Annotated in this window: 27 protein-coding genes and 1 other annotated feature; of the genes, 17 read left to right on the top strand and 10 right to left on the bottom strand. The window is 45.8% G+C overall.

All coding sequences use genetic code 11. From position 1 onward, the window contains the following. Window positions 1-85: 85 nt before the first annotated feature. Together ftsA and ftsZ are read left to right on the top strand one after the other, a co-directional pair. Complete coding sequence (ftsA, locus tag BK127_RS00555; RefSeq protein WP_076227462.1) at window positions 86-1,339, top strand: cell division protein FtsA; 1,254 nt, start codon at window positions 86-88, stop codon at window positions 1,337-1,339. 47 nt (window positions 1,340-1,386) lie between these two features. Further along, window positions 1,387-2,511 (top strand): cell division protein FtsZ, encoded by a 1,125-nt coding sequence (ftsZ, locus tag BK127_RS00550; RefSeq protein WP_076227460.1) that lies wholly within the window; start codon window positions 1,387-1,389, stop codon window positions 2,509-2,511. Between the two features lie 58 nt (window positions 2,512-2,569). Here ftsZ and BK127_RS00545 read toward each other — a convergent pair whose 3' ends face one another. From BK127_RS00545 to BK127_RS00515, 7 genes are read right to left on the bottom strand one after another with little or no spacing between them, the layout of a single operon-like run. After that, window positions 2,570-3,481, bottom strand: a complete 912-nt coding sequence (locus tag BK127_RS00545) for an SDR family oxidoreductase (protein WP_083688956.1) — start codon at window positions 3,479-3,481, stop codon at window positions 2,570-2,572. An 18-nt stretch (window positions 3,482-3,499) separates the two neighbouring features. Beyond that, a complete protein-coding gene (locus tag BK127_RS00540) occupies window positions 3,500-4,660 on the bottom strand; it encodes a GNAT family N-acetyltransferase (protein WP_076227458.1) in 1,161 nt (386 codons plus the stop codon). Continuing rightward, on the bottom strand, window positions 4,635-5,984 hold the full coding sequence (locus BK127_RS00535; RefSeq protein ID WP_076227456.1) for a F390 synthetase-related protein: 1,350 nt from the start codon (window positions 5,982-5,984) through the stop codon (window positions 4,635-4,637). The genes BK127_RS00540 and BK127_RS00535 overlap by 26 nt, the downstream gene beginning before the upstream one ends. A 27-nt stretch (window positions 5,985-6,011) precedes the next feature. After that, entirely contained in the window at window positions 6,012-6,932 is a 921-nt protein-coding gene (locus tag BK127_RS00530) for an MBL fold metallo-hydrolase (RefSeq protein WP_256711128.1), read from the bottom strand. Further along, window positions 6,929-7,918 (bottom strand): NAD-dependent epimerase/dehydratase family protein, encoded by a 990-nt coding sequence (locus BK127_RS00525; RefSeq protein WP_076227453.1) that lies wholly within the window; start codon window positions 7,916-7,918, stop codon window positions 6,929-6,931. The genes BK127_RS00530 and BK127_RS00525 overlap by 4 nt, the downstream gene beginning before the upstream one ends. Continuing rightward, on the bottom strand, window positions 7,915-9,138 hold the full coding sequence (locus BK127_RS00520; RefSeq protein ID WP_083688955.1) for an ATP-grasp domain-containing protein: 1,224 nt from the start codon (window positions 9,136-9,138) through the stop codon (window positions 7,915-7,917). The genes BK127_RS00525 and BK127_RS00520 overlap by 4 nt, the downstream gene beginning before the upstream one ends. Continuing rightward, the gene (locus tag BK127_RS00515) at window positions 9,128-10,126 is read right to left on the bottom strand and encodes a beta-ketoacyl-ACP synthase III (protein ID WP_076227451.1); all 999 of its coding nucleotides are present in this window, start codon (window positions 10,124-10,126) and stop codon (window positions 9,128-9,130) included. Before BK127_RS00515 ends, BK127_RS00520 begins: the two co-directional genes overlap by 11 nt. 202 nt (window positions 10,127-10,328) lie before the next feature. On the opposite strand from BK127_RS00515, the gene spoIIGA reads away from it, so the two are divergent. From spoIIGA to BK127_RS00455, 12 genes are all read left to right on the top strand, one after another. Continuing rightward, the gene (gene spoIIGA / locus BK127_RS00510; protein ID WP_305954274.1) at window positions 10,329-11,318 is read left to right on the top strand and encodes a sigma-E processing peptidase SpoIIGA; all 990 of its coding nucleotides are present in this window, start codon (window positions 10,329-10,331) and stop codon (window positions 11,316-11,318) included. A 30-nt stretch (window positions 11,319-11,348) separates the two neighbouring features. Next, window positions 11,349-12,071, top strand: coding sequence for an RNA polymerase sporulation sigma factor SigE (sigE, locus tag BK127_RS00505; RefSeq protein ID WP_076227446.1), 723 nt, complete (start codon window positions 11,349-11,351; stop codon window positions 12,069-12,071). 209 nt (window positions 12,072-12,280) lie between these two features. Beyond that, complete coding sequence (gene sigG, locus BK127_RS00500) at window positions 12,281-13,063, top strand: RNA polymerase sporulation sigma factor SigG (protein WP_076227444.1); 783 nt, start codon at window positions 12,281-12,283, stop codon at window positions 13,061-13,063. Window positions 13,064-13,224: 161 nt separating this feature from the next. After that, on the top strand, window positions 13,225-13,530 hold the full coding sequence (locus tag BK127_RS00495; RefSeq protein WP_076227442.1) for a YlmC/YmxH family sporulation protein: 306 nt from the start codon (window positions 13,225-13,227) through the stop codon (window positions 13,528-13,530). 164 nt (window positions 13,531-13,694) lie between these two features. Then, the gene (gene pgeF / locus BK127_RS00490; RefSeq protein ID WP_076227440.1) at window positions 13,695-14,552 is read left to right on the top strand and encodes a peptidoglycan editing factor PgeF; all 858 of its coding nucleotides are present in this window, start codon (window positions 13,695-13,697) and stop codon (window positions 14,550-14,552) included. Window positions 14,553-14,566: 14 nt separating this feature from the next. Next, window positions 14,567-15,250 carry a YggS family pyridoxal phosphate-dependent enzyme gene (locus BK127_RS00485; protein ID WP_076227438.1) on the top strand — a complete coding sequence of 228 codons (684 nt, stop codon included), beginning with the start codon at window positions 14,567-14,569 and terminating at the stop codon, window positions 15,248-15,250. 120 nt (window positions 15,251-15,370) lie between these two features. After that, complete coding sequence (locus tag BK127_RS00480; RefSeq protein WP_076227436.1) at window positions 15,371-15,793, top strand: cell division protein SepF; 423 nt, start codon at window positions 15,371-15,373, stop codon at window positions 15,791-15,793. 23 nt (window positions 15,794-15,816) lie between these two features. Continuing rightward, window positions 15,817-16,095, top strand: a complete 279-nt coding sequence (locus BK127_RS00475; RefSeq protein ID WP_372237337.1) for a YggT family protein — start codon at window positions 15,817-15,819, stop codon at window positions 16,093-16,095. Then, window positions 16,095-16,883 carry a YlmH family RNA-binding protein gene (locus BK127_RS00470; RefSeq protein WP_372237336.1) on the top strand — a complete coding sequence of 263 codons (789 nt, stop codon included), beginning with the start codon at window positions 16,095-16,097 and terminating at the stop codon, window positions 16,881-16,883. Before BK127_RS00475 ends, BK127_RS00470 begins: the two co-directional genes overlap by 1 nt. A 144-nt stretch (window positions 16,884-17,027) precedes the next feature. Continuing rightward, a complete protein-coding gene (locus tag BK127_RS00465) occupies window positions 17,028-17,507 on the top strand; it encodes a DivIVA domain-containing protein (protein WP_076228324.1) in 480 nt (159 codons plus the stop codon). Between the two features lie 40 nt (window positions 17,508-17,547). Next, window positions 17,548-17,805 (top strand) — a binding site (T-box leader). 44 nt (window positions 17,806-17,849) lie between these two features. Further along, window positions 17,850-20,618: an isoleucine--tRNA ligase gene (ileS, locus tag BK127_RS00460; protein ID WP_076227431.1), complete on the top strand. Its 2,769-nt coding sequence runs from the start codon at window positions 17,850-17,852 to the stop codon at window positions 20,616-20,618. A 118-nt stretch (window positions 20,619-20,736) separates the two neighbouring features. Next, window positions 20,737-21,021, top strand: coding sequence for a DUF5665 domain-containing protein (locus tag BK127_RS00455; RefSeq protein ID WP_256223325.1), 285 nt, complete (start codon window positions 20,737-20,739; stop codon window positions 21,019-21,021). On the opposite strand, the gene BK127_RS00450 is transcribed toward BK127_RS00455, so the two are convergent. After that, on the bottom strand, window positions 21,022-21,789 hold the full coding sequence (locus BK127_RS00450) for a TraR/DksA C4-type zinc finger protein (RefSeq protein WP_076227427.1): 768 nt from the start codon (window positions 21,787-21,789) through the stop codon (window positions 21,022-21,024). Between the two features lie 120 nt (window positions 21,790-21,909). Here BK127_RS00450 and lspA point away from each other — a divergent pair, with 120 nt between their 5' ends. The 3 genes from lspA to BK127_RS00435 are packed head-to-tail and all read left to right on the top strand — an operon-like array spanning window position 21,910 to window position 24,525. Next, window positions 21,910-22,401 (top strand): signal peptidase II, encoded by a 492-nt coding sequence (lspA, locus tag BK127_RS00445; protein WP_076227425.1) that lies wholly within the window; start codon window positions 21,910-21,912, stop codon window positions 22,399-22,401. Between the two features lie 4 nt (window positions 22,402-22,405). Continuing rightward, window positions 22,406-23,353 carry an RluA family pseudouridine synthase gene (locus BK127_RS00440; protein ID WP_076227423.1) on the top strand — a complete coding sequence of 316 codons (948 nt, stop codon included), beginning with the start codon at window positions 22,406-22,408 and terminating at the stop codon, window positions 23,351-23,353. Window positions 23,354-23,370: 17 nt separating this feature from the next. Then, window positions 23,371-24,525, top strand: coding sequence for an aminotransferase A (locus tag BK127_RS00435; protein ID WP_076227420.1), 1,155 nt, complete (start codon window positions 23,371-23,373; stop codon window positions 24,523-24,525). A 56-nt stretch (window positions 24,526-24,581) separates the two neighbouring features. Here BK127_RS00435 and BK127_RS00430 read toward each other — a convergent pair whose 3' ends face one another. Together BK127_RS00430 and dapD are read right to left on the bottom strand one after the other, a co-directional pair. Then, window positions 24,582-25,739 (bottom strand): N-acetyldiaminopimelate deacetylase, encoded by a 1,158-nt coding sequence (locus BK127_RS00430; protein WP_076227418.1) that lies wholly within the window; start codon window positions 25,737-25,739, stop codon window positions 24,582-24,584. Between the two features lie 78 nt (window positions 25,740-25,817). Beyond that, window positions 25,818-26,528, bottom strand: coding sequence for a 2,3,4,5-tetrahydropyridine-2,6-dicarboxylate N-acetyltransferase (dapD, locus tag BK127_RS00425; RefSeq protein ID WP_076227415.1), 711 nt, complete (start codon window positions 26,526-26,528; stop codon window positions 25,818-25,820). Between the last annotated feature and the right edge of the window lie 90 nt (window positions 26,529-26,618).

The raw sequence follows: 26,618 nt of genomic DNA, 5'->3' as shown, positions 1-26,618 counted from the left end.
TTTCGTTAATTTACAATTAATTATCAAATCAAACTCAAAAAAATGAAGCTCAAATCAATTTTAAGCCACAGGAGGTGCCAAGGGGTTGAGCAGCAATGACATCATTGTTAGTTTGGACATCGGTACATCCAAAGTTCGTGCTATTATTGGCGAAGTCGTTAACGGCGCCATTAATATAATAGGAGTTGGATCAGCCGACTCGGAAGGTATTCGCAAAGGAGCCATTGTCGATATTGACCAAACCGTTCAATCGATTCGCAATGCGATCGATCATGCAGAACGAATGGTAGGTATTCAAATAACAGAGGTTTACGTTGGGATTTCCGGGAGTCATATTTCTTTACAAACCAGTCACGGCGTTGTAGCCGTATCCAATGAAGATCGCGAAATTGGAGACGAAGATATCGAGCGTGTGATTCAAGCAGCCAAAGTCATTCCTTTAGCTCCTGAAAGGGAAATTATTGGCGTCGTTCCTAATCAATACTTGGTTGATGGTCTAGATGAAATTCATGATCCACGCAGTATGATTGGTGTTCGTTTGGAAGTACAAGCAACCATCATTACTGGAGCGAAGACAGCTATACATAATTTACTTCGTGTAGTTGAAAAATCCGGAGTAAAGGTTTCCGGACTTATCCTGATGTCTTTGGCTGCAGGTCACCTGTCTTTATCCAGAGACGAAAAAGCAGTCGGTACCGTGCTCGTAGATATTGGAGCGGGACAAACGACGATTGCTATTTTTGAACAAAACAATTTGGTAGCTACTTCGACCTTGCCTATCGGCGGTGAGTATATAACGAATGATATTTCCATAGGTCTGCGGACACAAGCGGATATTGCCGAGAAAATTAAGCTTAAATTTGGCTGTGCTGTCATCGAGGATGCAGCTGCTGATCAAGTATTTAAGGTAAATCGGATTGGAAGCAATGTGGACAAGGAGTTTTCCCAAATTGACTTGGCAAATATCGTTGAGCCTCGTGTTCAAGAAATTTTTCATTTAATTGGTTTAGAGGTACAACGTCTTGGGTATATGGAGTTACCAGGAGGTTATGTGCTTACGGGCGGAACACTCTCGATGCCGGGTATGTTGGCGATTGCTCAATCTGAGCTAGCTACTTCCGTACGTATTGCCGTGCCTGATTTTATCGGCGTTCGTGATCCTTCTTACACTAGCGGCGTAGGAATCATACAATATGCCTGCAAATATTTGAGAACTACGAAACAATCGGCAGGCTCGGCTAAGAAATCCGTAACTAAAAAACCAGCTGCAGCTAGCAATAATGAGAACAAACCTTCGGTTATGGAGCGTTTCAAAAATTGGCTGAGCGAATTTATTTAGATGGGATTTCGAGCTAGTGAAGCTCAATGAGGAGGAAAATAACAGCTATGTTTGAATTTGATATGGACATGGACCAGCTTGCAAAAATAAAAGTAATTGGTGTTGGCGGTGGAGGAAGTAATGCCGTTAACCGAATGATTGAAAACGGAGTCAAGGGTGTAGAGTTTATTACGGTAAACACCGACGCGCAAGCACTTCAATATTCCAAATCCGATCACAAGCTGCAAATCGGCGATAAACTGACACGCGGTTTGGGCGCGGGGGCTAATCCGGATGTTGGCAAGAAAGCGGCTGAGGAATCAAGAGAACATGTAATGAATACACTGAAAGGCGCCGATATGGTGTTCGTAACTGCGGGTATGGGCGGAGGAACGGGAACAGGTGCTGCACCCGTAATCGCCGAAATAGCCAAAGAATGCGGTGCGCTGACGGTAGGCGTAGTTACACGTCCTTTTACTTTTGAAGGTAGAAAGCGTGCAGCTCAGGCTGAGCAAGGAATTGCTGCTCTTAAAGAAAAGGTTGATACCCTGATCGTTATTCCTAACGATAGATTGCTGGAAATTGTAGACAAAAAAACACCGATGCTCGAAGCGTTCCGTGAGGCTGACAATGTGCTGCGTCAGGGTGTTCAAGGGATTTCGGATTTGATTGCTGTACCGGGGCTGATCAATCTGGACTTTGCGGATGTCAAGACGATCATGACGGAGCGTGGGTCTGCTTTGATGGGAATCGGTGTGGCAACAGGTGAGAATCGTGCAGCTGAAGCTGCCAAAAAGGCGATTCAAAGTCCCTTGCTCGAAACATCGATTGAAGGTGCGCGTGGGGTTCTGATGAATATTACGGGTGGAGCCAATCTTTCCTTGTACGAGGTTAATGAAGCTGCGGATATTGTAGCCTCAGCTGCGGATTTGGAAGTCAATATGATTTTTGGTGCCGTGATTGACGAGAAGTACAAGGAAGAAATTATGGTAACTGTAATTGCAACAGGTTTTGAGCATAAAGCAACGGCACAGCCTCCTGTGCGTAAGCCTTCGGGAATGTCTTCGCAGGCATCCGAACCCGTTGATAACCGTGTTAACAATTTACGTCCATTTGGTTCCCAACCTTCAAGTGATCAATTGGATATTCCGACTTTCTTACGTAACCGTGGGAAAAACAATAACGATAAATAAGGTTATCGTGCAAAATGACTTCGAGTTGATCGAAGTCATTTTTTTGTGTTTCTTCCCCCTATAGGCTCCGGTCAGGAGCTTTTCTTATTTTCAGTAACTTTAGCATGAATGACTCAATCCAGTTCCAGGGGAGCAGTACTTTACTGAACAGCAAGAAATGGACTCCTTTTCCCATTGCATAACGTAGTTTGGGACGACGCAATCTCGAAATCCGAGCAATGGCATCAGCAATATCTTGAGGATCGGCACCATTATTGAGAGTACTTTTGGAATAATTCAGCACGGCGTCCAACTGATCCTGATAGGGTGAATGGGGAGAAGTGTGTATCGAATCGAAGCCTTTTTTCCAAATACTTGTTGGATACGCCCCGGGTTCAATAAGTACGACTTGCACGCCGAAGGGCTGCATTTCCAGACGGAGTGCCTCACTGAAACCCTCAACGGCAAATTTGGAGGCAACATAGGGGGCATACCCTGGAAAACCGACACGCCCGCTCACACTGCTAATATTAAAAATATGCCCACTTCGCTGCTGGCGCATATAGGGCAGTACAGCTTTGGTAACGGCGACCAAGCCAAAATAATTAATGTCCATTTGCTGCCGCCAAGCCTCGATAGGCACCTCCTCAATAAAACCACCTATCGCCAAACCAGCATTGTTGACGAGAATATCGATTCGGCCATAGCGCTCCATAGTCTCGTTAATCACCTCTGATATTGTCCTATGGTCAGTTACATCCAATTGTACACAGTCAATCAGCAGTTCTACTTTGGCTGCTCTTGCTTGTTCCATCAACTGGCTTTGGTTGCTCAGGTCCCGCATGGAAGCAATGACACGATAACCCTTTTTGGCCATAGTGATTGAGATTAATAGGCCAAAGCCGCTCGAAGCACCGGTTACCAGGATAACAGGCTCAGACGAAGGAATCGAGGAGGGATGGTCAGCAGGTGAATGGATTGAGGTGTTCATAGCTCTAGACCCCTTCCTTTAAAATTTATACTTTTTCATGATAGGGACACCAATTCTATTAAGCACACTACCGAGCAGGGACCAGCCCCAACGCCGATAGCCTGGGAGATGCTGATCATAGATTGCCGTGTACTCAATGTCGGCAGTTGCGCCTCTGTTACGCTTAAACTGAGCCGCTCCAGAGCTTTCATGCAGCAGATAGCCATGTTCCAGAGCCAATCGAATAAGCACGGCTGAGAGCATCCTGTACAGTCCTGTAGCTTGAGGCAACTGCGTGTCGTAACCAAAGACGGGAGTCGTCATAATCCCCTCGCGGTTAAAATAACCAAGCACCGCATCGATGCGTCCCGACTCGATATGCCGAAGTGCATACAGGTTTAATAATTGTTCTTGTCTGACCAAATCCAGAAAACGTTCGCTAAACCAAGGGTTGCAGCGTGAATATTTATCCAGATAAAGTGCATTGTACAGATCTCTCAGTCTGGACATATCGGCTTTTTTGAGTTCATCCGGACTTATCAATTCGTATCCATTTTTTTCGATTAAGCTATAATCGCGTTTGATGAGCCATCGTGCCTTGGAGGGTAAGCCACCCATTTGATCCGTAGGCAACAGATAGATTTGCCGGCTTGGGATCATTCTACAGCCCTGCTTTGCTAATGATTCTAATTGTGCAGAAGTTGTTGTAGGGTTCAGTGAACGCCAGGCTAGTGAATGAGTCGGGAAACGTTTACTCATATAATCGACAATAGCCGTAAGCTGGAGGCTGGTCAAATTTACGTACAAATTAGTAGATAGAAGCCAATTGTTCATATGGACTGTTTGATTGATCCGTCCTAATCGTAATCCAAAACCTACTGTATTCAATAGGGCTGCCAGAATCGTCTCAATTACAGGCTGCTGCAGCAAGGCAAGCTCTTGCTTGGCATAGGTGACATAGTGAGTATAAGGTGAGCACACATAGCAATTATCGTATTCCTGATCATTAACAGTAAAGGGAATTACGATATTATCGATAAGGAGAACCCAAAGCTTCGTTGTCACATTTTCTATGAAAGCTGTAGGAGAATGACTTAGTATTGGGAGTAGATACCGTTTAGCATAACCTCCTTGCTCAGTGTCGGGCCATTGCAGCTGATGAATGGTTTCGTGATTATAGATTTGAATGGCTGGATTCAACGGAGAATCTCCTTTCCACCCGGCGTAATTTTCTTGTTCCAGGTACTATGGTCTCGTAGGGAGTCATGTGGATGTTCGGTTTCTTGCAATTCATCCGGATAAATAAGGTTTCTAATGCTAGTTGAACGGTCGAATATATGAAATCCATCGTGGTAGAAGTGTCGACAGCGAATTCCAGCGAAAGCTCGATCCGGTCGGGAGCAAGCTGCACAATATGATAAGCGACGGCAGTGGGAGCAGCACCCATGATTGTTCTAGTAATCAGATCGGGAAATACGGGAACAAGCTCCTGATCTACCGCATGAGGCAAATAAAATAAATCGTCACAGCGGCCCTCTACAGCTTCTATACCTGTCATAAGGGAACCACACGGGCAAGGTCTTGAACGTTCAACCAGCAGATCGTTCAGCCTGTAGCGGATGAGGGGCTGAGAGAAACGTGTGAAGTCGGTCAAGATCGGAACGAACCTACGTTCACCATCAACAGATTCTTTTTGAAAAGCAACCATATCTTCATTCAGATGAAGGGTTCCATGAGCGCAAGTGGCTGCCAAAAAGCCTTCCGTACACTGATAAACCTGATGTATGGGCAGTTGAAAGACGGATTCGATATATTGCCGATCCAGTGGGTCAAGCACCTCGGCTACTGAAACCATTCGCTGCGGCTTGGCTATCAGCTTGCCCTGACGATAAGCATCCGCTAATAAGTGGAGTACGGAAGGAGGTGCAATCCAGAGATTGGGCAGATAAGTATTCAAGCGATGAATATGCTGCTGCATGGGCTCGATTAAATCAAAAAATTCAAAACGAAGCCTCGCCCCACTGACGGACCCATACAGGTTGCTATTGGCTCTCAGAAAAAAAGCGATACGGTGTGAGGCAAGAAGGGAGCCTGGCAAAACCTTGGAGAGAACCCTCCCTGCCCAAGCGTATTGCTCCTGCGGACTAACGACAAATAACCCCCTGTTTCCAGAGGTTCCAGAGGATAAGCCTATCGTAATCCCATTCAGCTGTGGTGTAAAGTCTCTTGTGCTCTCTGCTTTCAGCGCCAAAGTAAAGGCTTCTTCCTTGCGGATACCCACTGTGTTCAAGCTATCGAAATGATCCATCATGATTTGCTTGTTAATAATAGGAAACTCTCGCCACTTGGATAGAATGAGGCCGTTCCACAATTCCTGATAAAAGGTTGAGGACTCTCGAATAAGCTGTAAATGTGCTATCACTTTGGCTTCCTGCCACTCTTCAAAGGCACGGCGATTAGCCCATCTATGCAGATAACGATCAAGGAAATAGTGCCAGAGGACAGTCGCTTTGCGGTTCAGCATCCTTAACATCACTCCTTTTCCCGATTATCATTTTGGAACCTCTGTGCAGTGTGAGGGTACTATTTGTAGAGAAGGAAACCTTTGATTCAATTGTATCAGCTTATTAAAGGTAGCTCGGTAGCCTTGACGATTGGACATGATTAGCCCTGCTAATGGATGCGGCGGTAAATTGAAGCGGATGGCTTTACTGGACCACGCTGCATCGGCGCACAGGAAATAATCCTGTTGATTCGTAGATACCAATAATCCGATCTGGCCCTCGGCATGACCTGGTAGATCAACAGCGATCATACTGCCATCTCCGAGTAAATCGATGCCTGATGTAAACGGACATTCTGGCGGGAGTGCGGCGTGCATAGGCCAGAAAGAAGAGGCTGGTGTGCTTCCCTTTGATAAAGCGCTCATGGTCATTGAGCTGCTTGATGGTACAGCGAAGGATGGATTGAAGGTGATGGCAATAGATCGCTCTTCAAAATCATCAGGAAGCAGATTCGGTAAATAGCCAGCCCTTACGGCTGCCAAACCTTGCAGGTTACGAACCTCCTCATAGGCTTCCGCTGCATAAATAAATTGGGCCCGAGGGAAATCACGCAAGCCGGCAATATGATCCCCGTGAAAATGTGAAATAATAATGAGAGCGACATCCTGAGCCTCATAGCCAATCCGTTGAAGCTGACTAAGAGCACGATCGGCTTCACTGAAATAAACAGGGGTCAGATAGCGGTACAGGCTCGCTGGATAGGATGATGTTTCTATCAGAAATCGTTCTGAATATCCTGTGTCAAATAGAATGAGGCCCATTGTCGGATGCTCGATACAAGCAAAACCAGCTGGGAAGCGAACTGAGCGGAAAGTTCCTCCACGAATGGTCACCCATTCCCGATGTGTGCAGTAACCGGCACGTAAGAAGTGAATCTGGTGAATAGGAGACAACTGAAAGGGTCTCAAAGGGGTGTCCTCCAAACCGCTGCAAATGCTAGCAAGCCTTCTTCGATACTAACTTGTGGTGTATAACCCAGAATCTGGCGTGCTGCGCTAATATCCAGCGTCTGGCTCCGTCCCAGAATTCCGACACTGTATCGGGTTAGTAATGGTTCGTGGTTACCAGGCAGCAGATGCGCTGCTAGCTCCAGCATAGCGGCTAATCCATATGCAGCTCGGTAGGATACAGCCTTTGCTCGGAGCGGAATATCGAGCATAGCGAATAATCTTGGTATGATTGTCGATAACTGAACAGGCTCATCGTTAGAGATATTGAATATGCGTCCCCATGCCAAGTCCGGAGCTTGTTGGCAGAGCAGCAATGCATCTACGACGTTATCAATATAGGTTAGATCCATCCATGCATGACCCCCATTAATGATCGGAACTCCACGTGAAGCATTGGCTCTAATGATACGCGGCAGTATGGAGCTGTCGCCCGGACCAAAGATAGCACGAGGACGGATGATCATAGCCTGAAGTCCCGCTGAAATAGCCTGCAAAACCTCCAGTTCGGCTAGCCGTTTGGTAGCCGCGTAAGCATTGGCAAATCGGGTCGGAAGCGGGTCTGCTTCTGAAATGTTCAAACGATCTGTGAAATTGAAATAGACGCTTGGTGTAGACACATGTACAAGCCGCTGCACCTTATGAATCCGGCATCCATGCAGGATATGCCGAGTACCTTTTACGTTTGTTTCAAAGAAGTCGCGATAGGTTCCCCACGGAGAAGACAAGGCTCCACAATGGAAGACCGCTTCCTGACCCAGGCATGCGTTGACAATGGCTTGCTCATCGCGAAGATCCGCCTCTATGAATCTCGCACCTTTGGCTGCGAACTTGGCGCCTATCACGGCGTTACGTCCAATAATCGTCACTTCCGAACCTGCGTCCAGCAGACGCTCAGCCAAGCGGCCTCCGAGAAATCCTGTTCCTCCTGTTACGAGTGCTTTCATGCTTCACCATTCCATTCAATATCATAAGTCATCGCTGCAGTGATGGATATCGCTTGTTTGTGGCTCAGCCGCCAAGCGTCCAGCATTAGCGGAATCTGCTCCAGGAAAGGTAACGGGTCTCGGACTTGCCATATGACATCTCGTGCCGAGACAAACTGTGCCCACCAGTGACAGATGGCCGCCCAGGTTCGTTCCTTATTCAGTCCATAAGCCAGCATAGGTATGGACAGCATGGCAGCTTGATTAGTCTGCGGTTTCCTACATGCTTGTTGGGATAAGTCTTCAGGATGGATAAGCGCTTCAACGAGTTTGTCCTCCGGGCTAAACAAATGAACTCCACTTGTTGCCCGTGGATTGCATTCTATGGGATACAAGATACCGTCTTCATAGGATTCCACAAAGTCAAAAGCGATTTGTCCGCTGAAATGCTCTTTTTGTACGAAGGATTGCACCCAGTTCAAAGCTTGTAAGTGCTGAAGCTGCTTGTAGTATACACAAGCCCCCTGATTGGCCGTATATTCCACTTCATAAGCGGAATGGGCAACTACGACACCCTCCCATGCCACACTATACGTGCAGAGCGGTCTCCCTTTTATATATCGTTGAATGATCCAGGGCTGGGCCGGTGTAGCTGTTATGCCATGGTTGGTTTGTAGACGTTTGAGTCTGTCTGCAACCGAGCAATCTGGGCCAAATAACTGGACATTGGCACCAAAACGCGAGAAAACCGGCTTTAATACAAAGCCTGCTTCGAGCCATGAGTGTTCTTCATTACATACATTCGCCCATTCTTTTGTATTATGAAAAATTTGTGTTTGAGGTATTGCGAAGCCAAACGTCTCCACACGCCGGATAAACTCCCATTTGCTATGAAGACGTCTTAATTGCTCCAAAGGTGCTGAGATGACCTTGCAAAGGCTTTGAAGCTTCGTTAGTCCTCGTGCAATCCAAAAGATCTCTTCACAGGTAGGCAGGAGCACCTGAATGTTTCGCTGCCCAATAATTCGAGACAAAGCCGAAATATACGCATCAGGCTCTTGATTAGGTTTAGGAACGAGAAAGCTTTGGGCAATGGCTTTGGATTTTCTGCAAAGATGATGAGTTACGCTTTCTGCAAGATCGACACGATGGCCGGCCTTGGCTAGCATCCTTGCTAATTCCAATGCAACGGGTGCACGTCCTCCGGTTAGCAGAATGTTCATTCCCGTATTAGTACTCAAGCACAATGCCTCCTAAAGAAAGTCCGGCAGAAGTGCCAAGCAGCATTATGCGGTCACCCCTTAAAATTTTGCCAAGGCGTATTGCTTCGTGAAGTCCGATAGGAATCGATGCTGCGATAGTGTTCCCGAACGTTGGTGTAATGTAAAGCAGTTTCTCCTCGGAAATATCTAATCGTTTACGCAGCAATCTCATGGCCATGGCACTGCCTTGATGTGGAATAACCAAGCTTATATCGGCCATACGCAATTGTGCTTTTGTGAGCAGCTGCTCGACAAAGCGGGGAAGCAGCTTGGAGGCCATCCTGAATATGGCTTGACCGTTCATTTGGAACAAATAGTTATCTGCATTGGTAGTCGTATGCTGTTTGGCATGCTGCAAGCTTCCACCTGCTTTAATCTCGGACAGATGGGCCCCGGAGCTGTAAGTTTCCATGGCTGCGTGGAGTATAGCCGAGCTATCGGTATCGGTTGACCGTTCAATCACGACGGCAGCGGCGCCATCCCCAAACAAGGAAGCACTTTCTTTATCGGTCCAATTAATTCCCTCCGACGCAATTTCTGTGGCTATAAGCAGGACACGGCGGTATCTTCCTGCATCGATCAGGTAGGACATGGTGTCTAGGCCAGTAACAAAGCTAAGGCAGGTCGAATTGATATCAAAGCAGGGTATCCCCGAATGCTCCTGCTGCATGGCCTTTTGGATTAAAACTGCTGTACAAGGTATTGGCTGCTGCATCGTCCCACTCGTACATACGATGCAATCAATATCTGCAAAGGTGAGTTCAGCGTTTGCGAGTGCTGCATATGCTGCACTCGCACCCATTTCCGCTGCGGTCTCATCCTGAATGAAATGCCGGGTTCTGACATCTGATTTCCTGAGAACCCAACCAGAAGGAACCTGTAATTTAAGATCCATGTCATCGCTAGTAATCAACTGTTTAGGCAAATAGATTCCGCTTCCAACGATCTTCACTTTACGTGGTTTCATGATGATTCTCCCTTCCGATGTCCATTTACCCTATATTGTAAAGAAATGCCGGAGAATGAAAAGTACTATATTCATCTAGTACCCAATTCGACATTGTTATATTGAATCCTTTTGAACAAAGCGAGTCATGGATCACCGACGTTGTAATAACGACAGTGTTAAACAAAAAAAGCCACATTATGGCTTCACCGTTAGACAGACTTTGGAAATAAAGTTATATATACTTGTCTCTGTAGCCGCTTACGAGGAAAGGAAAATAACGATGATCGTTTATGTGGATCTTATTTTCCTGATGAATTTGGTCATTGATGGTTTGCTGCTGTATACGACGGCGCGAACGCGCAAAATTCCGATTGTTTGGTGGAGACTTGTGATCGGAGCAGGCATCGGGGCGATGTATGTCGTGTTTATGTTTGTTCCGGCATTATCTTTTATGTTTACTTTTGTTGTTAAACTGTGCTTTGCATTAATCATGATTGTCATCAGCTTTGGTTTTGCCAGCCTGCAGCATTATTTGCGTAATTTGGGTGCCTTTTATCTGATTAACTTTGTAGCTGCCGGAGGTATTCTGGGGATCCATTATTTGTGGGCAAACTCGAATGAAGTGCTGAACGGTATGGTGATCAGCCAGTCCGGAGGCTTGACGCACGAACTGCAATTTGGTGTTACATTCATTGCCATTGCATTGATCGCGGTGATTGGATTCTACAAGAAGGTGTTCCAAAGTGCTAGGCAGCGAGAGGAGTTGACTTCTTTTTTTGCTCAGGTTCACATTGAGATCGGTGCGGTGCAGCTGCACTGCACAGGTTTGATTGATACCGGAAACCAATTATACGATCCGTTGACCCGTACACCGGTTATGGTGCTGGAAGTCTCACAATGTCAGGACTACATTTCTGAGTCATGGATGAGGAAAATTCGTGATGCTGAGGTGGATCAAATGATAGCGGCGATCGGGACCGACGATGAGACAGACCCCTTCATATGGCAGGACCGGCTGCGGCTTGTACCTTATCGTGGGATTAATAAATCCACCCAGTTTATGCTGGCCATTAAGCCGGATCGAGTGATTATCAGTTATCAGGACAAGCAAAATGAATCGCACAAGGTGCTCATTGGACTGGATGGAGGCAAGCTCAGCTCTGATAATTCATACCAAGCTATCATACACCCCATGCTGATGCAGAGATAACCTACAACAAGCGTAAGGAGGATAAGGATCATGCTGTTAAAATGGAAGCTGCGTATGCAAATCAGCTACTACCGTCTGATGATGATGCTGAAGCTCAAAAGCGAGGAAATTTACTACATAGGAGGGAGCGAGGCCTTGCCGCCGCCGCTTACCCGTGAAGAGGAAGAATATTTGCTTGGCAAGCTGACGACAGGTGATTCGGCCATACGAGCCATGCTGATTGAACGTAACCTGAGGCTGGTCGTGTACATTGCCCGCAAATTTGAGAACACCGGCATTAATATTGAGGATCTGGTCTCGATTGGTGCGATAGGGCTAATAAAAGCGGTAAATACCTTTGATCCCGAGAAAAAAATCAAGCTGGCCACTTACGCCTCACGTTGCATCGAGAACGAAATTTTGATGTACTTGCGCCGGAATAACAAAATCCGCAGTGAAGTTTCTTTTGATGAGCCTTTAAACATTGATTGGGATGGCAATGAGCTGCTCTTGTCGGATGTCCTGGGTACCGAAAATGATACGATTTACCGTAATATAGAGGAGCAGGTCGATCGCAAGCTGCTGCACAAGGCTTTGGATAAGCTTTCCGAACGCGAAAGAACGATTATGGAGCTACGCTTCGGTCTACAGAATGGAGAAGAGAAGACGCAAAAGGATGTTGCGGATATGCTTGGGATTTCCCAATCTTATATATCCCGTCTCGAGAAAAGAATTATTAAGCGGCTGCGTAAAGAGTTTAACAAGATGGTGTAGATTCAAATTGATTTCAGCAGCTCCGGGCCCAATCCGGGGCTTTTTTGGCAGCAATAAAAGTATTTTTTATACTCATGAAAGCGGAACCTTTGTTATTAAGCCTAAATTGGTAGCGCTTGCCTAATAATTTAATCGAAATTAGGCCACGAATAAAAATACACCTCAAGGAGATAATTAACAGTAATGTTTCTCCTTGGGAGGTAATCACGGTGACCCGAAACAAAGTCGAGATTTGTGGTGTAGATACTGCAAAGCTTCCTGTTCTAACTAATGCGGAAATGCGCGAATTATTCGTTAAATTACAGACCCTTCATGAGCGGTCGGCCAGAGAGAAGCTGGTGAATGGTAATCTGAGACTGGTGCTGAGTGTGATTCAACGTTTCAATAATCGCGGCGAATTTGTAGATGATTTGTTTCAAGTGGGATGTATCGGACTTATGAAGGCGATAGATAATTTTGATTTAGGCCAAAATGTTAAATTTTCTACCTACGCGGTACCGATGATCATTGGTGAAATCCGCCGTTACTTACGAGACAACAATCCAATCCGGGTATCCCGATCATTGCGGGATATCGCTTATAAAGCTTTGCAGGTGCGTGACAGTCTAACGAATCAAAATTCGCGCGAACCGACTATTTATGAAATATCTGAAGCCTTGAATGTTCCAAAGGAAGATGTCGTATTTGCTCTGGACGCGATTCAGGACCCTGTATCTTTGTTTGAGCCGATCTATCATGATGGCGGCGACCCGATCTATGTGATGGATCAAATTAGTGATGATCGGAATAAGGATGTGTCATGGATTGAGGGAATAGCCCTGCGTGAAGCGATGCACAAGCTGAATACCCGGGAAAAAATGATTTTGTCCATGCGGTTCTTTGATGGCAAAACACAGATGGAGGTAGCTGACGAGATCGGCATTTCGCAGGCTCAGGTATCGCGTCTGGAAAAATCGGCGATTTCACAAATGCAAAAGTATGTCAAAAACTAATCGCTTGTCCGAATCACCTAATATGGAAGGGGAACTTTCCAGGCGGCCTCTCTGCTGAAATCAGCAGGGAGGTTTTTTTGTGGAAGATGACATTTTGCCCAAGTCTCACATATAGTAAATAAAAGAGATCAACAATCCAATGAATACGTGGTGGTTACAACGTGAAAATATCAGATTTTCAAACCAAGGACGTAATCAATATTGTGGACGGAAAGAAGCTAGGTCAAATCAGCGATTTGGAGCTGGATCTGCGCAATGGGACCATTGAGTCGATTGTTGTGCCTAACAGCGGCCGATTTTTTGGCTGGTTTGGGGGCTCAACTGATGTCGTTATCCCCTGGAAAAATATCGTGAAAATCGGAATGGATGTCGTTCTGGTCAAAATTGATGATGTTCGCAGCTTTCGCCAAAAAGAAGAGCCTGAGGCGTATCATGAATTTAATAAACAATATCGGGGACAAGGCTAAGAAAACGAATGTATATGCCAAGATCGGGCTGCATAAGGGGTGCTGTTTAGCGCGGCTTCGTGTATACTGGTAGAAAGCGGATATGAGTAAGCTGTCAAGCATACAGGAAACTTACACACACCGAAATGGATAACTGACAGATTGACGAAGGGGGTCTTACAACTATGGAGCCGTTCGTGCCGGAGCAAGCTGATAATGGGTGCGAATTGTTGTTTATACGCAGCTGGATGGAACGCGACAGCGGACTTACAGCCGGTTTCACCTCGCGTCATGGAGGCGTTAGCAGCGGTGAATTTGGCAGCTTGAACTGCGGTCTGCATGTTGAGGATATACATGAGGATGTCGTAACCAATCGTCATAAATTAGCAGAAGCTCTGCATGTCGATTTACAACAGTGCACTTATGCGGAGCAGGTTCACGGAAATAAGGTGCTTAAAGTAACCCGGTCGCATGCTGGGGCAGGTATCGATTCGCGTGAACGAGCGATTCAAGCAACGGATGCTTTTATAACCAATGAGTCAGGACTGTTTCTGCACGTGATGTTTGCTGATTGTGTACCCCTGTATTTTTACGATCCGGTGGGGCGTGTGGTCGGACTAGCTCATGCGGGGTGGAAAGGGACTGTACTTCAAATAGCAACTCATACGTTGAACCTTATGCATCAGGAATATGGAACGAAGGCAGAGCACGTGATGGCTGCAATAGGCCCGTCGATTCAAGGGTGCTGTTATGAGGTAAATGATACTGTGGTCTCGCAATTTAGCTCGCTCATGCAGAAGTTAGACATATCCAATACAGAAGCAAATGGAAACATCCCTATCTATGAAAGCAAACAGAATGGGAAATACAACTTAAACTTGCAACAAATGAACCGACAAATTATGATAAAAGCAGGAATTATGCCATCCCATATCGAAATGAGTAGTTTATGCACAAGCTGCCGCTCCGATATCTTTTTTTCTCATCGCAAAGAAGCGGGAAAAACAGGCAGAATGGCTGCCTGGATTGGTTTGTATGAATAGAGGTGACCTCCCGTTTGAAGCTGAATCAGCATATTGAATTTGTAGAAGATAAAGTCAAGCAAGCATGTGACCGTGCGAATAGAGACCGTAAAGATGTGCAGATCATTGCTGTAACGAAGTATGTTTCGCTTGCAACCACAGGTGAGGCCATCCGTTTGGGGATGAACCATATTGGGGAAAACCGTTGGCAGGATGTTCAGCCCAAGTGGGAAGTTTTTCATGATCAGGCAGTGTGGCATTTTATCGGGCATTTGCAAACGAACAAGGTAAAGGATGTCATTGGTAAATTCGCTTACATTCATTCACTTGACCGGCTATCCCTAGCTACCGAAATTGAAAAGAAGGCTGCCGCTCAGAGTCTGACTGTATCCTGCTTTATACAGCTGAATGTATCCGGGGAAGAGACCAAGTATGGACTGCCTCCTGAGGAACTGGACTCTTTTGTTGACAAGCTGCGAGATATGCCGCATATCCGAATAGTTGGCTTGATGACAATGGCGCCCTATGAAGCAGAGCCTGAATCGACCAGACCGGTATTTCGTGAGCTTCGTCGATTGCGGGATGAATTAAATCGCGAACAGGTATTGGGTTATGAAATTAAGCATTTATCTATGGGCATGTCCAATGATTTTGAAGTCGCTATCGAAGAAGGCGCGACCTGGATACGTCTCGGAACCGTATTAGTAGGTAAAGAATAGCCGCGCAGTATGCTTGCGAAAACTATAAAGTGATGCTTACGAAGACAGTTTTATACGAAAACTATAAAGTGATGCTTACGAAGACAGTTTTATACGAAAACTATAAGGAGGAGATTTGTGATGGGTGTGATGAATAAGTTTATGAATTTTATCGGGATTCAGGAAGAAGAAGAGATCACGGAACGTGAACATGTCACTGAGCATACCGAAGAACATGAAACCAATCCCGTGGAGCAACGTAAAAATAAAGGAAACATTGTCAGCATACATTCAGCCAAGCAAGTGAGAGTCATACTGAATGAGCCAAAGTCCTATGAGGACACACAGGAAATTGCCGACCACTTGCGTTCACGCCGCCCAGTCGTTGTCAATCTTCATCTGGTTCGTCCGGATCAGGCAACCCGCATTGTTGACTTTTTAAGCGGCACTGTTTATGCGCTCAATGGTTCGATTTCCAAAATTGGTCCTAATATTTTTCTGTGCACACCGGACACGGTTGAAATTCATGGCTCGATTTCGGAAATACTGAATAACGAGGGCTAGCTCCAACCACATTCTAAATCGAGGTGAATCGTTTGTTTGCTATTGTTGGCTACGTTAACACACTTATTGAAATCTATACATACATGCTGATCGCCTACGTGCTGTTATCATGGCTGCCTAGTGCAAAAGAAAGCTTTATTGGTGAAATATTGGGCAAGCTGTGTGAACCGTATTTGTCCATTTTTCGTCGGTTTATTCCACCTATCGCCGGAGTTATCGATATCTCGCCGATCGTTGCGCTAATTGCTTTACGCTTTGTTGGGCAAGGTATTGCAGCTGTCCTGTTGTTTTTTATTAAATGATGGAGAAGAACAGGGAGCAAGTATACACCCACTTTCATCCGGATGAGCATCGTTTTGTAGATAAGGCTGCCGAATGGATTGCACGCGCGGAGCAGCACATGGTTAAATTAACCGATTTTCTGGACCCGAGGCAGGCTTTCATTTTATCAACGCTTGCCAATCGAAGCATGGATATTCATATCCGGTTTGATGGTGGACACGAGCAAGCGGAACGTAAGAGAGCCTTTGTAGCACCTGAATATCGCGCATTGGATAAAGAGGATATGGGAATCAGCTTGATTTCTGTTACATCATTGGACAATAAGCTGAAGGATCTGGACCATGGGGATTACATGGGTTCGATTCTTGCGCTCGGTATGAAGCGTGAGAAAGTCGGAGATATTTATGTAACCGATCAGGGCTGTCAGTTTATCGTGGCATCAGAAGTAGCTGATTATATGCGACTGAATTTGCAGCAGGTGCATCGCGTGCATGTTCAGACCCAGCAGCTAACGATTGACCAACTGCAAGTGTCCCCTACGAGGCTAGAAGAAATGACGCTGTCTGTGGCTTCGCTTCGCTTGGATGGTATTGTCAGTGACGTTTATCATCTGAGCCGTGCCAAAATCCTGATTCCCATTAAAGCGGGACGCTGCAAGCTGAACTGGAAGCAGGAAGAGGATCCGAGCAAGCCTTTGAAATCAGGTGATGTTGTATCCTTGCAAGGCTTTGGGCGGTTTCAGGTGCTCGAAGTAGAAGGTGTCACGAAAAAAGGAAGATATCGGTTAAGAATCGGCAAATATGCGTGATTGCCGATTTTTTTTGTTAAAATTTTCAGGTTTTTTTGGATAAATGAAGGAAATAACGAAGGTGTCGTCGAATATAGCAATACGCGTCGGACAGCAAGTCTCGGAGATTCCCGGACTGATGTCAAATTTTCAGGAGGTGCAGCAATGGCTTTAACACCGTTGGATATACATAATAAAGAATTTGGCCGATCATTCCGAGGTTATGATGAAGATCAAGTAAACGAGTTTTTGGACCAAATCATCAAAGATTATGAAGCAAATATCCGTGAGAATAAGGACTTGCAGAATCAGCTTGCTGCGATCCAGGAGCGTCTTAATCATTTTTCCAGTATCGAAGAAACCTTGAGCAAGACCATTATCGTGGCTCAGGAAGCTGCCGACGAGTTAAGGAGCAATTCCAAAAAAGAGGCGCAGCTCATTATAAAGGAAGCCGAGAAAAATGCGGACCGGATTATTAATGAATCCTTGACGAAATCCCGCAAAATCTCTGTGGAAATCGAAGAGCTCAAAAAGCAGGCTTCGATCTATCGTACACGCTTTCGCACTTTGCTGGAAGCACAGCTTGAACTGCTCGGTCAAGAGGATTGGAATGCTATGGAACGGATCGAAATTGAACAAGCTTAAGTCGGCTTGCCTATTGCAAAATAAACTGCTACAATGATCACAAAAAGCGATGAGTGGGAAGAGTAGGTTACGTACGCAAGGAAAGCGAGTCGGGGATTGGTGCGAGCCCGATCTTTGCAGTAATGGAAAATCACCCAGGAGCATTCTCTTGAACCAGCAGTAGAGAGGATCGGCTAATCCCGTTAACGATTGTTGAGTGAAGGCTATTGGGCTGCAAGCCGGAGATTTCTGAACAGAAGTCTGGCGCACAGCTGCAAGTCTTAATCAGGGTGGTAACGCGAGGCTTCTCGTCCCTATGGGGATGGGAGGTTTTTTTGTATATAATGAAGGAGATGAACATTAATGGATTATGGCAAAACATTAAACCTATTACAAACTGATTTTCCGATGAGAGGCAACTTGCCGCAAGCCGAACCAGGCATGCAGCAGCATTGGGAAGAAATTGATATTTATAGCAAGGTACAGGAGAGCCGCAAGGGAAAGCCTAAGTTTATTTTGCATGATGGACCTCCCTATGCGAATGGCGATATTCATATTGGACATGCGTTGAACAAGGTACTTAAAGATATTATTGTACGTTTCAAAACGATGCAGGGCTACGACGCGCCTTACGTTCCAGGCTGGGATACACATGGTTTGCCGATTGAGCAGGCTGTTGCCAACAACGACAAAATTGACCGTAAAAAAATGAGCGTTCATGAGTTTCGCGAATACTGTAAGGACTACGCACTGCAATCGGTTGAACGGCAGAAGGCGCAATTCAAACGCTTAGGCGTTCGTGGCGATTGGAACAATCCTTATATTACACTGCAGCCCAAATACGAAGCTCAGCAAATCCGCGTATTTGGTGAAATGGTGAACAAAGGCTATATTTATAAAGGACTTAAGCCAGTTTATTGGTCCCCATCCTCGGAAAGTGCGCTAGCTGAAGCAGAAATCGAATACCAGGATAAAACGTCTACCTCTGTGTATGTCGCTTTTCAAGTGAAAGACGGTAAAGGCAAGCTGCCAGAGGATGCTTCGATTGTGATTTGGACGACGACACCTTGGACGCTGCCTGCCAATCTGGGTATTTCCTTGCATCCTGATTTCGAATACGCGCTTGTCGAAGTGGAAGGCAAGAAGTATGTGGTGGCCCAAGGCTTGCTCGAAGCCGTATCCAAGGAAATTGGCTGGACTGATGTTAAGGTATTGTTTCAAATTAAGGGCAGTGAGCTTGAGCATGTGTTGTGTCAGCATCCGTTCTACGATCGGACATCACTTGTCATGGTAGGAGATCATGTCACACTGGAAGCGGGTACGGGCTGTGTACATACCGCGCCGGGTCACGGGGAAGATGACTTTGTGATTGGTCAACGCTACAATCTCGGTGTGCTGTGTCCTGTGGATGATCAAGGTCATTTTACAGCGGAAGCGCCAGGATTTGAAGGAATGTTCTACGATAAAGGCAATAAAGTGATCACCGAAATGCTGAAAGAATCAGGGCATTTGCTTCATATGAGCTTGATCCAGCATCAATATCCGCATGATTGGCGGACAAAGAAGCCGGTTATTTTCCGTGCCACCGAGCAGTGGTTTGCATCTGTAGACAAGTTTCGCGAAGAAATGCTGGAGGAAATCAAAAAGGTAAAATGGACTCCAGCCTGGGGTGAAGTTCGTCTACATAATATGATCGCAGATCGTGGCGATTGGTGCATTTCGCGTCAACGGGTATGGGGGGTACCGATTCCGATTTTTTACGGACGGAACAGCAATGTGCCGCTCGTCAATAAGGAAACGATTGAGCATGTGGCTCAAATTTTTGAGCGTGAAGGCTCCAATGCCTGGTTTCAAAAGGATGCATCCGAGCTATTGCCAGAAGGTACGGTTTGCCCGATAAGCGGGGATACTGAATTCCGTAAGGAAACCGACATCATGGACGTATGGTTTGATTCCGGATCCAGTCATGTAGCTGTTCTTGAAACAAGAGACGAGCTGGAATGGCCGGCAGATCTGTATTTGGAAGGCTCGGACCAATACCGCGGCTGGTACAATTCTTCTTTAATTACGGGTGTTGCTGTGCACGGACAATCGCCGTATAAAGGAATTTTGAGTCATGGGTTTACGTTGGATGGTGAAGGGCGTAAAATGTCCAAATCACTGGGCAATACCATTGACCCTAATAAAGTATGCGACAAGCTGGGCGCCGATATTTTACGCTTGTGGGTTTCTTCGGTTGATTACCAATCGGATGTACGCATTTCGGACAATATTTTGAATCAAATTACCGAAGTGTATCGTAAGATTCGGAACACGCTGCGTTTCTTGCTGGGGAATTTGTCTGACTTTAACCCGACAGCAGATCGTGTGGCTCCTGACCAAATGAATGAGTTGGACCGCTTTGCACTGGCACGTTTGAACCGGATGACAGACCGTGTTATCAAGGCATATGACGCCTACGAGTTTCATATTGTGTATCAGTCTGTACACCATTTCTGTGCAGTGGAGATGAGTGCTTTTTATCTGGACATTATTAAAGACAGACTTTACGCAAGCGCCCCGTCCGATTCGGGTAGAAAAGCAGCACAAACCGTATTATATGATGCCTTGACGGTAATAACTAAGTTAATTGCTCCGATTTTGCCGCATACCGCGGATGAAGTATGGAAGTACATTCCAGGTACTGAGTTGGACAGCATTCAACTAAGCGAGCTGCCGGAAGTGGATACGACGCTGTTCGATGAAAAGATGGAATCCAAGTGGGAGCAGTTTATCGTTGTTCGTGATGATGTTCTGAAGGCTTTGGAGGATGCACGTAAGGAAAAAATGATCGGGAATTCGCTCGGTGCAGCCGTTCATTTATATCCAAATGCGGAGCAAGCGCAGCTGATAGCCGGTTTAGAGCAATTGGAGCAATTGTTTATTGTTTCTGCCGTTGAGGTCCATGAGGCTGGAACGACGGCACCAGAGGGTGCTCGTTCATCCAAAGGGTTGTCTGTACAGGTGAAAATAGCTGAAGGTGAAAAATGTGAGCGCTGCTGGAATGTTACCAAGGATGTGGGTTTGGATGCGAAACATCCGACCTTGTGCAAACGCTGCGCGGAAGTTATCAAGCTAAGGGCAGAGGTATAATTAGAAAATGGACTCATCCCGGCAGCAGGAAAACAACTCTGCCAACGGGATGAGTCTCATAAGAAAGTCTGGAGGAATGGGTTTGAGCGGACATCAAACATTGCCGGATCGGAAGCTGATGGAAAGTATCCACCAGCAAGTGACCAAGATTGCAAATCAGATGGAACGAACCCAAATTGCCGATTATGTGGATCTGCTCAACAGTCCGCGTAAGCTCATTTTCTCGAATTTACTGGCTGGTTTAGCAAGAGGTGTCGGGATCGCGATTGGCTTTACTGTGTTTGCTACGACGATTCTGTATGTTCTTCAATTGTTGGGGGCCTTGAATTTACCTATAATCGGAGACTATATAGCTGATATCATCAAGCATGTCCAATATCAATTGGAGGGAAGAACCTATTAGCTAAGTAAGATCCGTATACGTATCATCTTCGGCATCCTGCGGGTCAAGCTCTAGCAAACCTTCGCCTTCATTGTTGTGGATATACTCGTTATAAGCTCGATTTCTGATCAAAGTAACGTGTTGACCATATATATCCGTTGCCAAAAAGCTTTCAAAAGCCTCCACGTAGCCAACCTGTTCGTCAGCTTCAATTTCCATATCGTTATAGTTATTAGAAATGTTGGGGTTGTCTGCCATAGCTGGTGAATTGGAGCTGCCCCAGCTTTCAACGATTTGCCAGGCATCTTCGCCGTCAAATTCGGTTTCTTTATCCACTTCGTCCAGACTCGTTCTGCCGAATGGCGGGGCCAGAATATCTTCTTCAACTGGACGATATTCCATGTCAGGAGCATCAGGAACGTGTTTTTTGCAATATAAGGTAGTAGGCACAGCCTCTAGTCGTTCAAAAGAGATAGGAGCGCCACAGCTCTGGCAGATGCCATATTGACCCTTGTCGATTCGTTCCAGTGCTTCTGCAACTTGGGTAAAATGACTTTCCAGGTTAACGTTTAAAGCTATATCTTTACTGCGTTCAAACATTTCTGACCCTAAATCGGCAGGATGGTTATCATTAGTGGATAGCTCACCCGTCTGATCACGAAGGGAGTCGGAGAGACCAAAATGGCTGTTGCTTTCTCTCTCTTTCTCCAGCCATTGTTTTTCTTCAAGTAAAATTGAGCGTAACGATTGCAATTGCTGAGAGCTAATTGGATGAGGATCATGAGTCATCAAGTACGCCTCCTTTGAAAGCATTGCTGCTATTTTTTGCAGAAACGAAGTTTTTTACATAGGTAAATCATGGGTCTAAGGCGTAAATCAGGAGCAGGAAGCGAAAAAGGAGCTGTAACGTTGAGATATTATTTATATGCGTTAGTGGTACTGATCTTAGATCAGGTTACCAAATGGCTGATTGTGAATCGGCTTGAATTGAATGAAGCGGTTTCGGTTATTGGTGAATTTTTTCAAATTACGTCACACCGGAATCGGGGTGCTGCTTTTGGCATTATGCAGGACCAACGGTGGTTTTTTATTGTGATCACGTTGGTGGTTGCAGCTGGTATTATTATTTATCTTCGCAAAAGCTATAAAGAGGGTAAAAAGCTGCTACCCGTTGCACTAAGCCTGCTATTGGGTGGAGCATTGGGGAACTTTGTTGATCGGGCTTTGTTTGGTGAAGTGGTCGACTTTCTGAAATTTCGTTTCCAATTTAATGGTTTTGGCAGCCCTGTTGACTATACGTATCCGATTTTTAATATTGCGGATTCAGCGATCTGCATTGGTGTAGCACTCATTTTTATCGATTCCATCATCAGCTGGAGAAAAGAAAAGAGAGGCGCGTAATCTTATGTCTGTTTCTGAACAAGAAGAATTGGAGAATCGGAAAGAATGGATTGCAGAGGCTCAGGATCAAGGTGAACGGGTTGATAAATTCGTGGCTGAAGCATCGGATGAGGACGTATCCCGCAGTCTGGTCCAGCAATGGATCAAGGACGGCCATCTGAAAGTCAATGGTGCACCTGTTAAGGCGAATTATAAGCTGTCGGCAGGCGACCAACTGGAGCTGCTTACACCTGAACCGGAAGAATTGAATCTGACAGCCGAGAACATTCCGCTTGAAGTGGTTTATGAGGATGGGGACATGATTGTCATCAATAAACCAAGAGGGCTTGTTGTTCATCCAGCTCCTGGCCATTATAGCGGTACATTGGTTAACGCACTGCTGTACCATTGTCAAGATTTATCCGGAATTAATGGGGTGATGCGCCCTGGGATCGTCCATCGAATTGATAAAGATACCTCGGGATTGCTGATGGCTGCCAAAAATGATTCAGCTCACCAATCATTGGCCGCGCAACTGAAGGAACATACGGTGGTCAGAAAATATTTGGCTGTTGTACACGGGAATGTGACTCATGAGCAAGGTACGGTAGATGCACCAATAGGCCGGGACCCGTTCGATCGTAAATTGTATACCGTAACAGAGCGCAACAGTAAGAAGGCGGTAACGCATTTTGCTGTGCTTGAACGCTATGGTGATCATACCTTGCTGGAGCTCAGGCTTGAAACCGGCAGAACCCATCAAATTCGTGTGCACATGAAGTTTATAGGGCATCCCCTAGTAGGAGATCCGGCATACGGACCTTCCCGCGGCAAAGGCGCAACGATGGATGGACAAGCGCTGCATGCCGCCATACTTGGCTTCACACACCCGAGAACCGGGGAGCATTTGCAGTTTGAAGCGGAAATTCCTACGGATATGCAGCATTTGATCCACATATTGAAAAATCGCTAAAGATTGGGGAACCGACAATGGAACATTTGATCAATCCCGGTGTGAAGGATATTCAAATATCGGGAATCCGAAAAATCGCTAATCTGGTTAGTCAGTTTCCGGATGCACTTTCTTTAACCATCGGTCAGCCGGATTTTCCGACACCTGATCATATATTGCAGGCCGCCAAACTGGCAATCGATGCACATAAAACGACTTACACGGCAAACCCAGGGCTTCTGGAGCTTCGCCAGGCAGCTGCTGCTTTTGTACGGAATAAATATGAGATGCACTATGCACCGGAATCAGAAGTTATCGTCACGACAGGGGCAAGTCAGGCACTGGATATTACGTTAAGGACGATCCTGGAGCCAGGCAGTGAAGTATTGATTCCTGGGCCGATATATCCAGGTTATGAGCCCTTGATTCGATTGTGCGGAGGCGTACCGATTTATGTCGATACGCGAAGTAATGGCTTTAAACTGACAGCCGAGCTGATAGAGCCTCACATTACAGACAAAACCCGTTGCATCATTTTATGTTATCCATCCAATCCAACGGGACGGGTTGTGAGTGGTCAGGAGCTCGCAGATATCGCAAGTCTGTTGGAGCAAAAATCGATATTTGTCATTTCCGATGAAATTTATAGCGAGCTGATTTACGATCAGCCCCATGTCTCTATCGCAACGATTCCTTCCATGCGTGAGAAAACGATTGTCATTAATGGATTGTCCAAATCGCACTCGATGACCGGATGGCGGATCGGATTCGTTTTTGCACCGGAGTATGTGGCTAAGCATATGGTTAAAGTGCACCAGTACAATGTGACATGTGCAAGCTCGATCAGCCAATATGCGGCGCTGGAGGCGCTGACGAACGGTGTGGATGATGCATTGCCTATGAAGGAAGCTTATATGCAGCGTAGAGACTATGTGTACAATCGCTTACTGCAGATGGGATTCGAACTGGAAAAGCCGGAGGGAGCTTTTTATTTATTTCCATCAATAGAAAGGTTTAAGCTATCCTCGATGGATTTTACAATGAGGTTGTTGAATGAGCATAAGGTTGCTGTTGTGCCAGGTGATGCATTTTCCATCTATGGAGAAGGCTACATCCGGATATCCTATGCTTATAGTAGGCGAGTTTTGGAACAAGCGCTAGATCGCATGGAAGATTTTGTTCGCAAATTGTAAACAATAAAGCTCCTTGTACCGGTTAAGGTGTAAGGAGCTTTATTGTTGTTTCTTATTTAATCTTGCTCCGATAACCACCTGAAGTAGCTGCCAATTAGCTCAATCGCGAGATCGATGGCGTGCTCATTGGGTTCGATTTTGGAATGATGCAGACCGTAAGGCGTATCCACCCCGAGCCAAAACATAAAGCCAGGAATTTTCTCCAGAAAATAACCGAAATCCTCACCGGTCATAGCCTCTGTGCATTCGATTACCTTCATAGTATCTGTTTCGCGAACCCAGTCCATAAATGCTTGGGTAGTTTCTGCATGGTTGAATACCTGCAAATAATTAGCTCCGTAATCTATATCAACCTTGCAGTCATAGGCGGTTTCCATACCGTCGGCCAGCGCTTCAATACGCGATTTGATTAGCAGCATCGTTGCAGCGGATAAGGTACGAATGGTTCCTTCCAGACGTGACTTCTCGGCGATAATATTTTGCTTCGTACCGCCTTCAATTTTACCAATCGTAATAACAGCAGAATCGAGTGGATTCACATTGCGTGAAATAATAGTTTGCAGCTGTGAAACCAACTGGCAGGCTGTAATCACCATATCATTGGCAAGGTGAGGGTAAGCAGCATGTCCACCTTTACCAGTAAGGTCTATGAACAGTTCGGATGTATTGGCAAATAAAATACCCGGCTTTGTAGCGATCGTGCCAACCGGATATTCGGGGGCAATATGGAGGGCTACGATTTGGTCAGGCATCCAATCCTGCAGTTCCACACATTCAAGCATAGGCTGTGCTCCGCCAGGACCTTCTTCCGCTGGTTGAAAAATAAACGTGATATCGTCCCTGATCGGATTCTGTACAATCCGGGTCAAAATACCTAGCCCGATCGACATATGAACATCATGTCCGCAAGCATGCATATAACCAGGATGGCTGGACCGAAATTCATAGCTGGTATCTTCCAAGATAGGCAGACCATCCATATCAGCTCTGTAGCCAAAGCGACGTTTGGGGGAGGTTCCTTTTACATTCACGATTATACCTGTCCGCCAGGTCCGGATTTCGAGTCGCTCCTGTGGAAGAGAATGAAGATAATTCAGCAGAAACTGCTGAGTTTTAAACTCGGCAAAGCCTGGCTCTGGAATTTGATGCAATTGTCTGCGGATTTCTACAAATGGACTTGGTGCCGCGCTAATGCTCGAAGTCGAATGTGTCATTGAGTGGTCAGTCCTCCTAACAGGTAATGAAGTGTAAAAAAAGCCCGGCGATATACGCCGAGCGTTAAGCCAAGCACCTTAAAGGGTGCGGAGGTCTTGCAAAATTTCGGTTTTGGATTTTGTTTTGGCATCCACCATTTTGATAACTCGAGCTGGTGCCCCAGCCACAACCGTATACTCGGCAACGTCCTGAGTAACGATAGCACCTGCAGCAACGACCGAACCTTTACCAATACGAACACCTTCTAGGATAACGGCATTGGCACCAATCAACACGTCGTCTTCAATGACTACGGGTTGAGCGGAAGGAGGCTCAATAACACCAGCAACGACCGAACCTGCACCAATATGACACATAGCTCCAATAACCGCGCGGCCCCCAACGACTACATTCATATCAATCATGGTACCTGCACCGATAGATGCACCGATATTAATGGAAGCCCCCATCATGATAATTGCATTGTCGCCGATAGATACTTTATCACGAATGACTGCGCCTGGCTCAATACGTGCGTTAATGCCTTTAAGGTCAAGCATTGGGATTGCCGAATTACGACGGTCATTCTCAACCACATAATCTTCAATACGGCTTTGGTTTTCGTCTAACACACGTTTTACTTCAGTCCACTCACCGAAAAGTACACCGCTTTTGCCGGATATAAAGGATTGAATCTCGGAACCAAAATCGATGGATTCCAAATCACCTTTTACATATACCTTAACCGGTGTTTTCTTTACGCTGTTTTTAATAAATTGAATAATCTCTAAAGTGTTCATCTCAGTCATTCACATTCCAACTCCCTATATCGTGTACCGTGTAATCATTCATGACACGGGTAAAATCTCTCTTAATCTTTATAGCATAAAAGCTATGTT

The sequence above is a fragment of the Paenibacillus sp. FSL H7-0331 genome, from assembly GCF_001956045.1.
The sequence above is the reverse complement of the archived record's forward strand: the minus strand, read 5'-3'. Positions and strand labels throughout refer to the sequence as shown.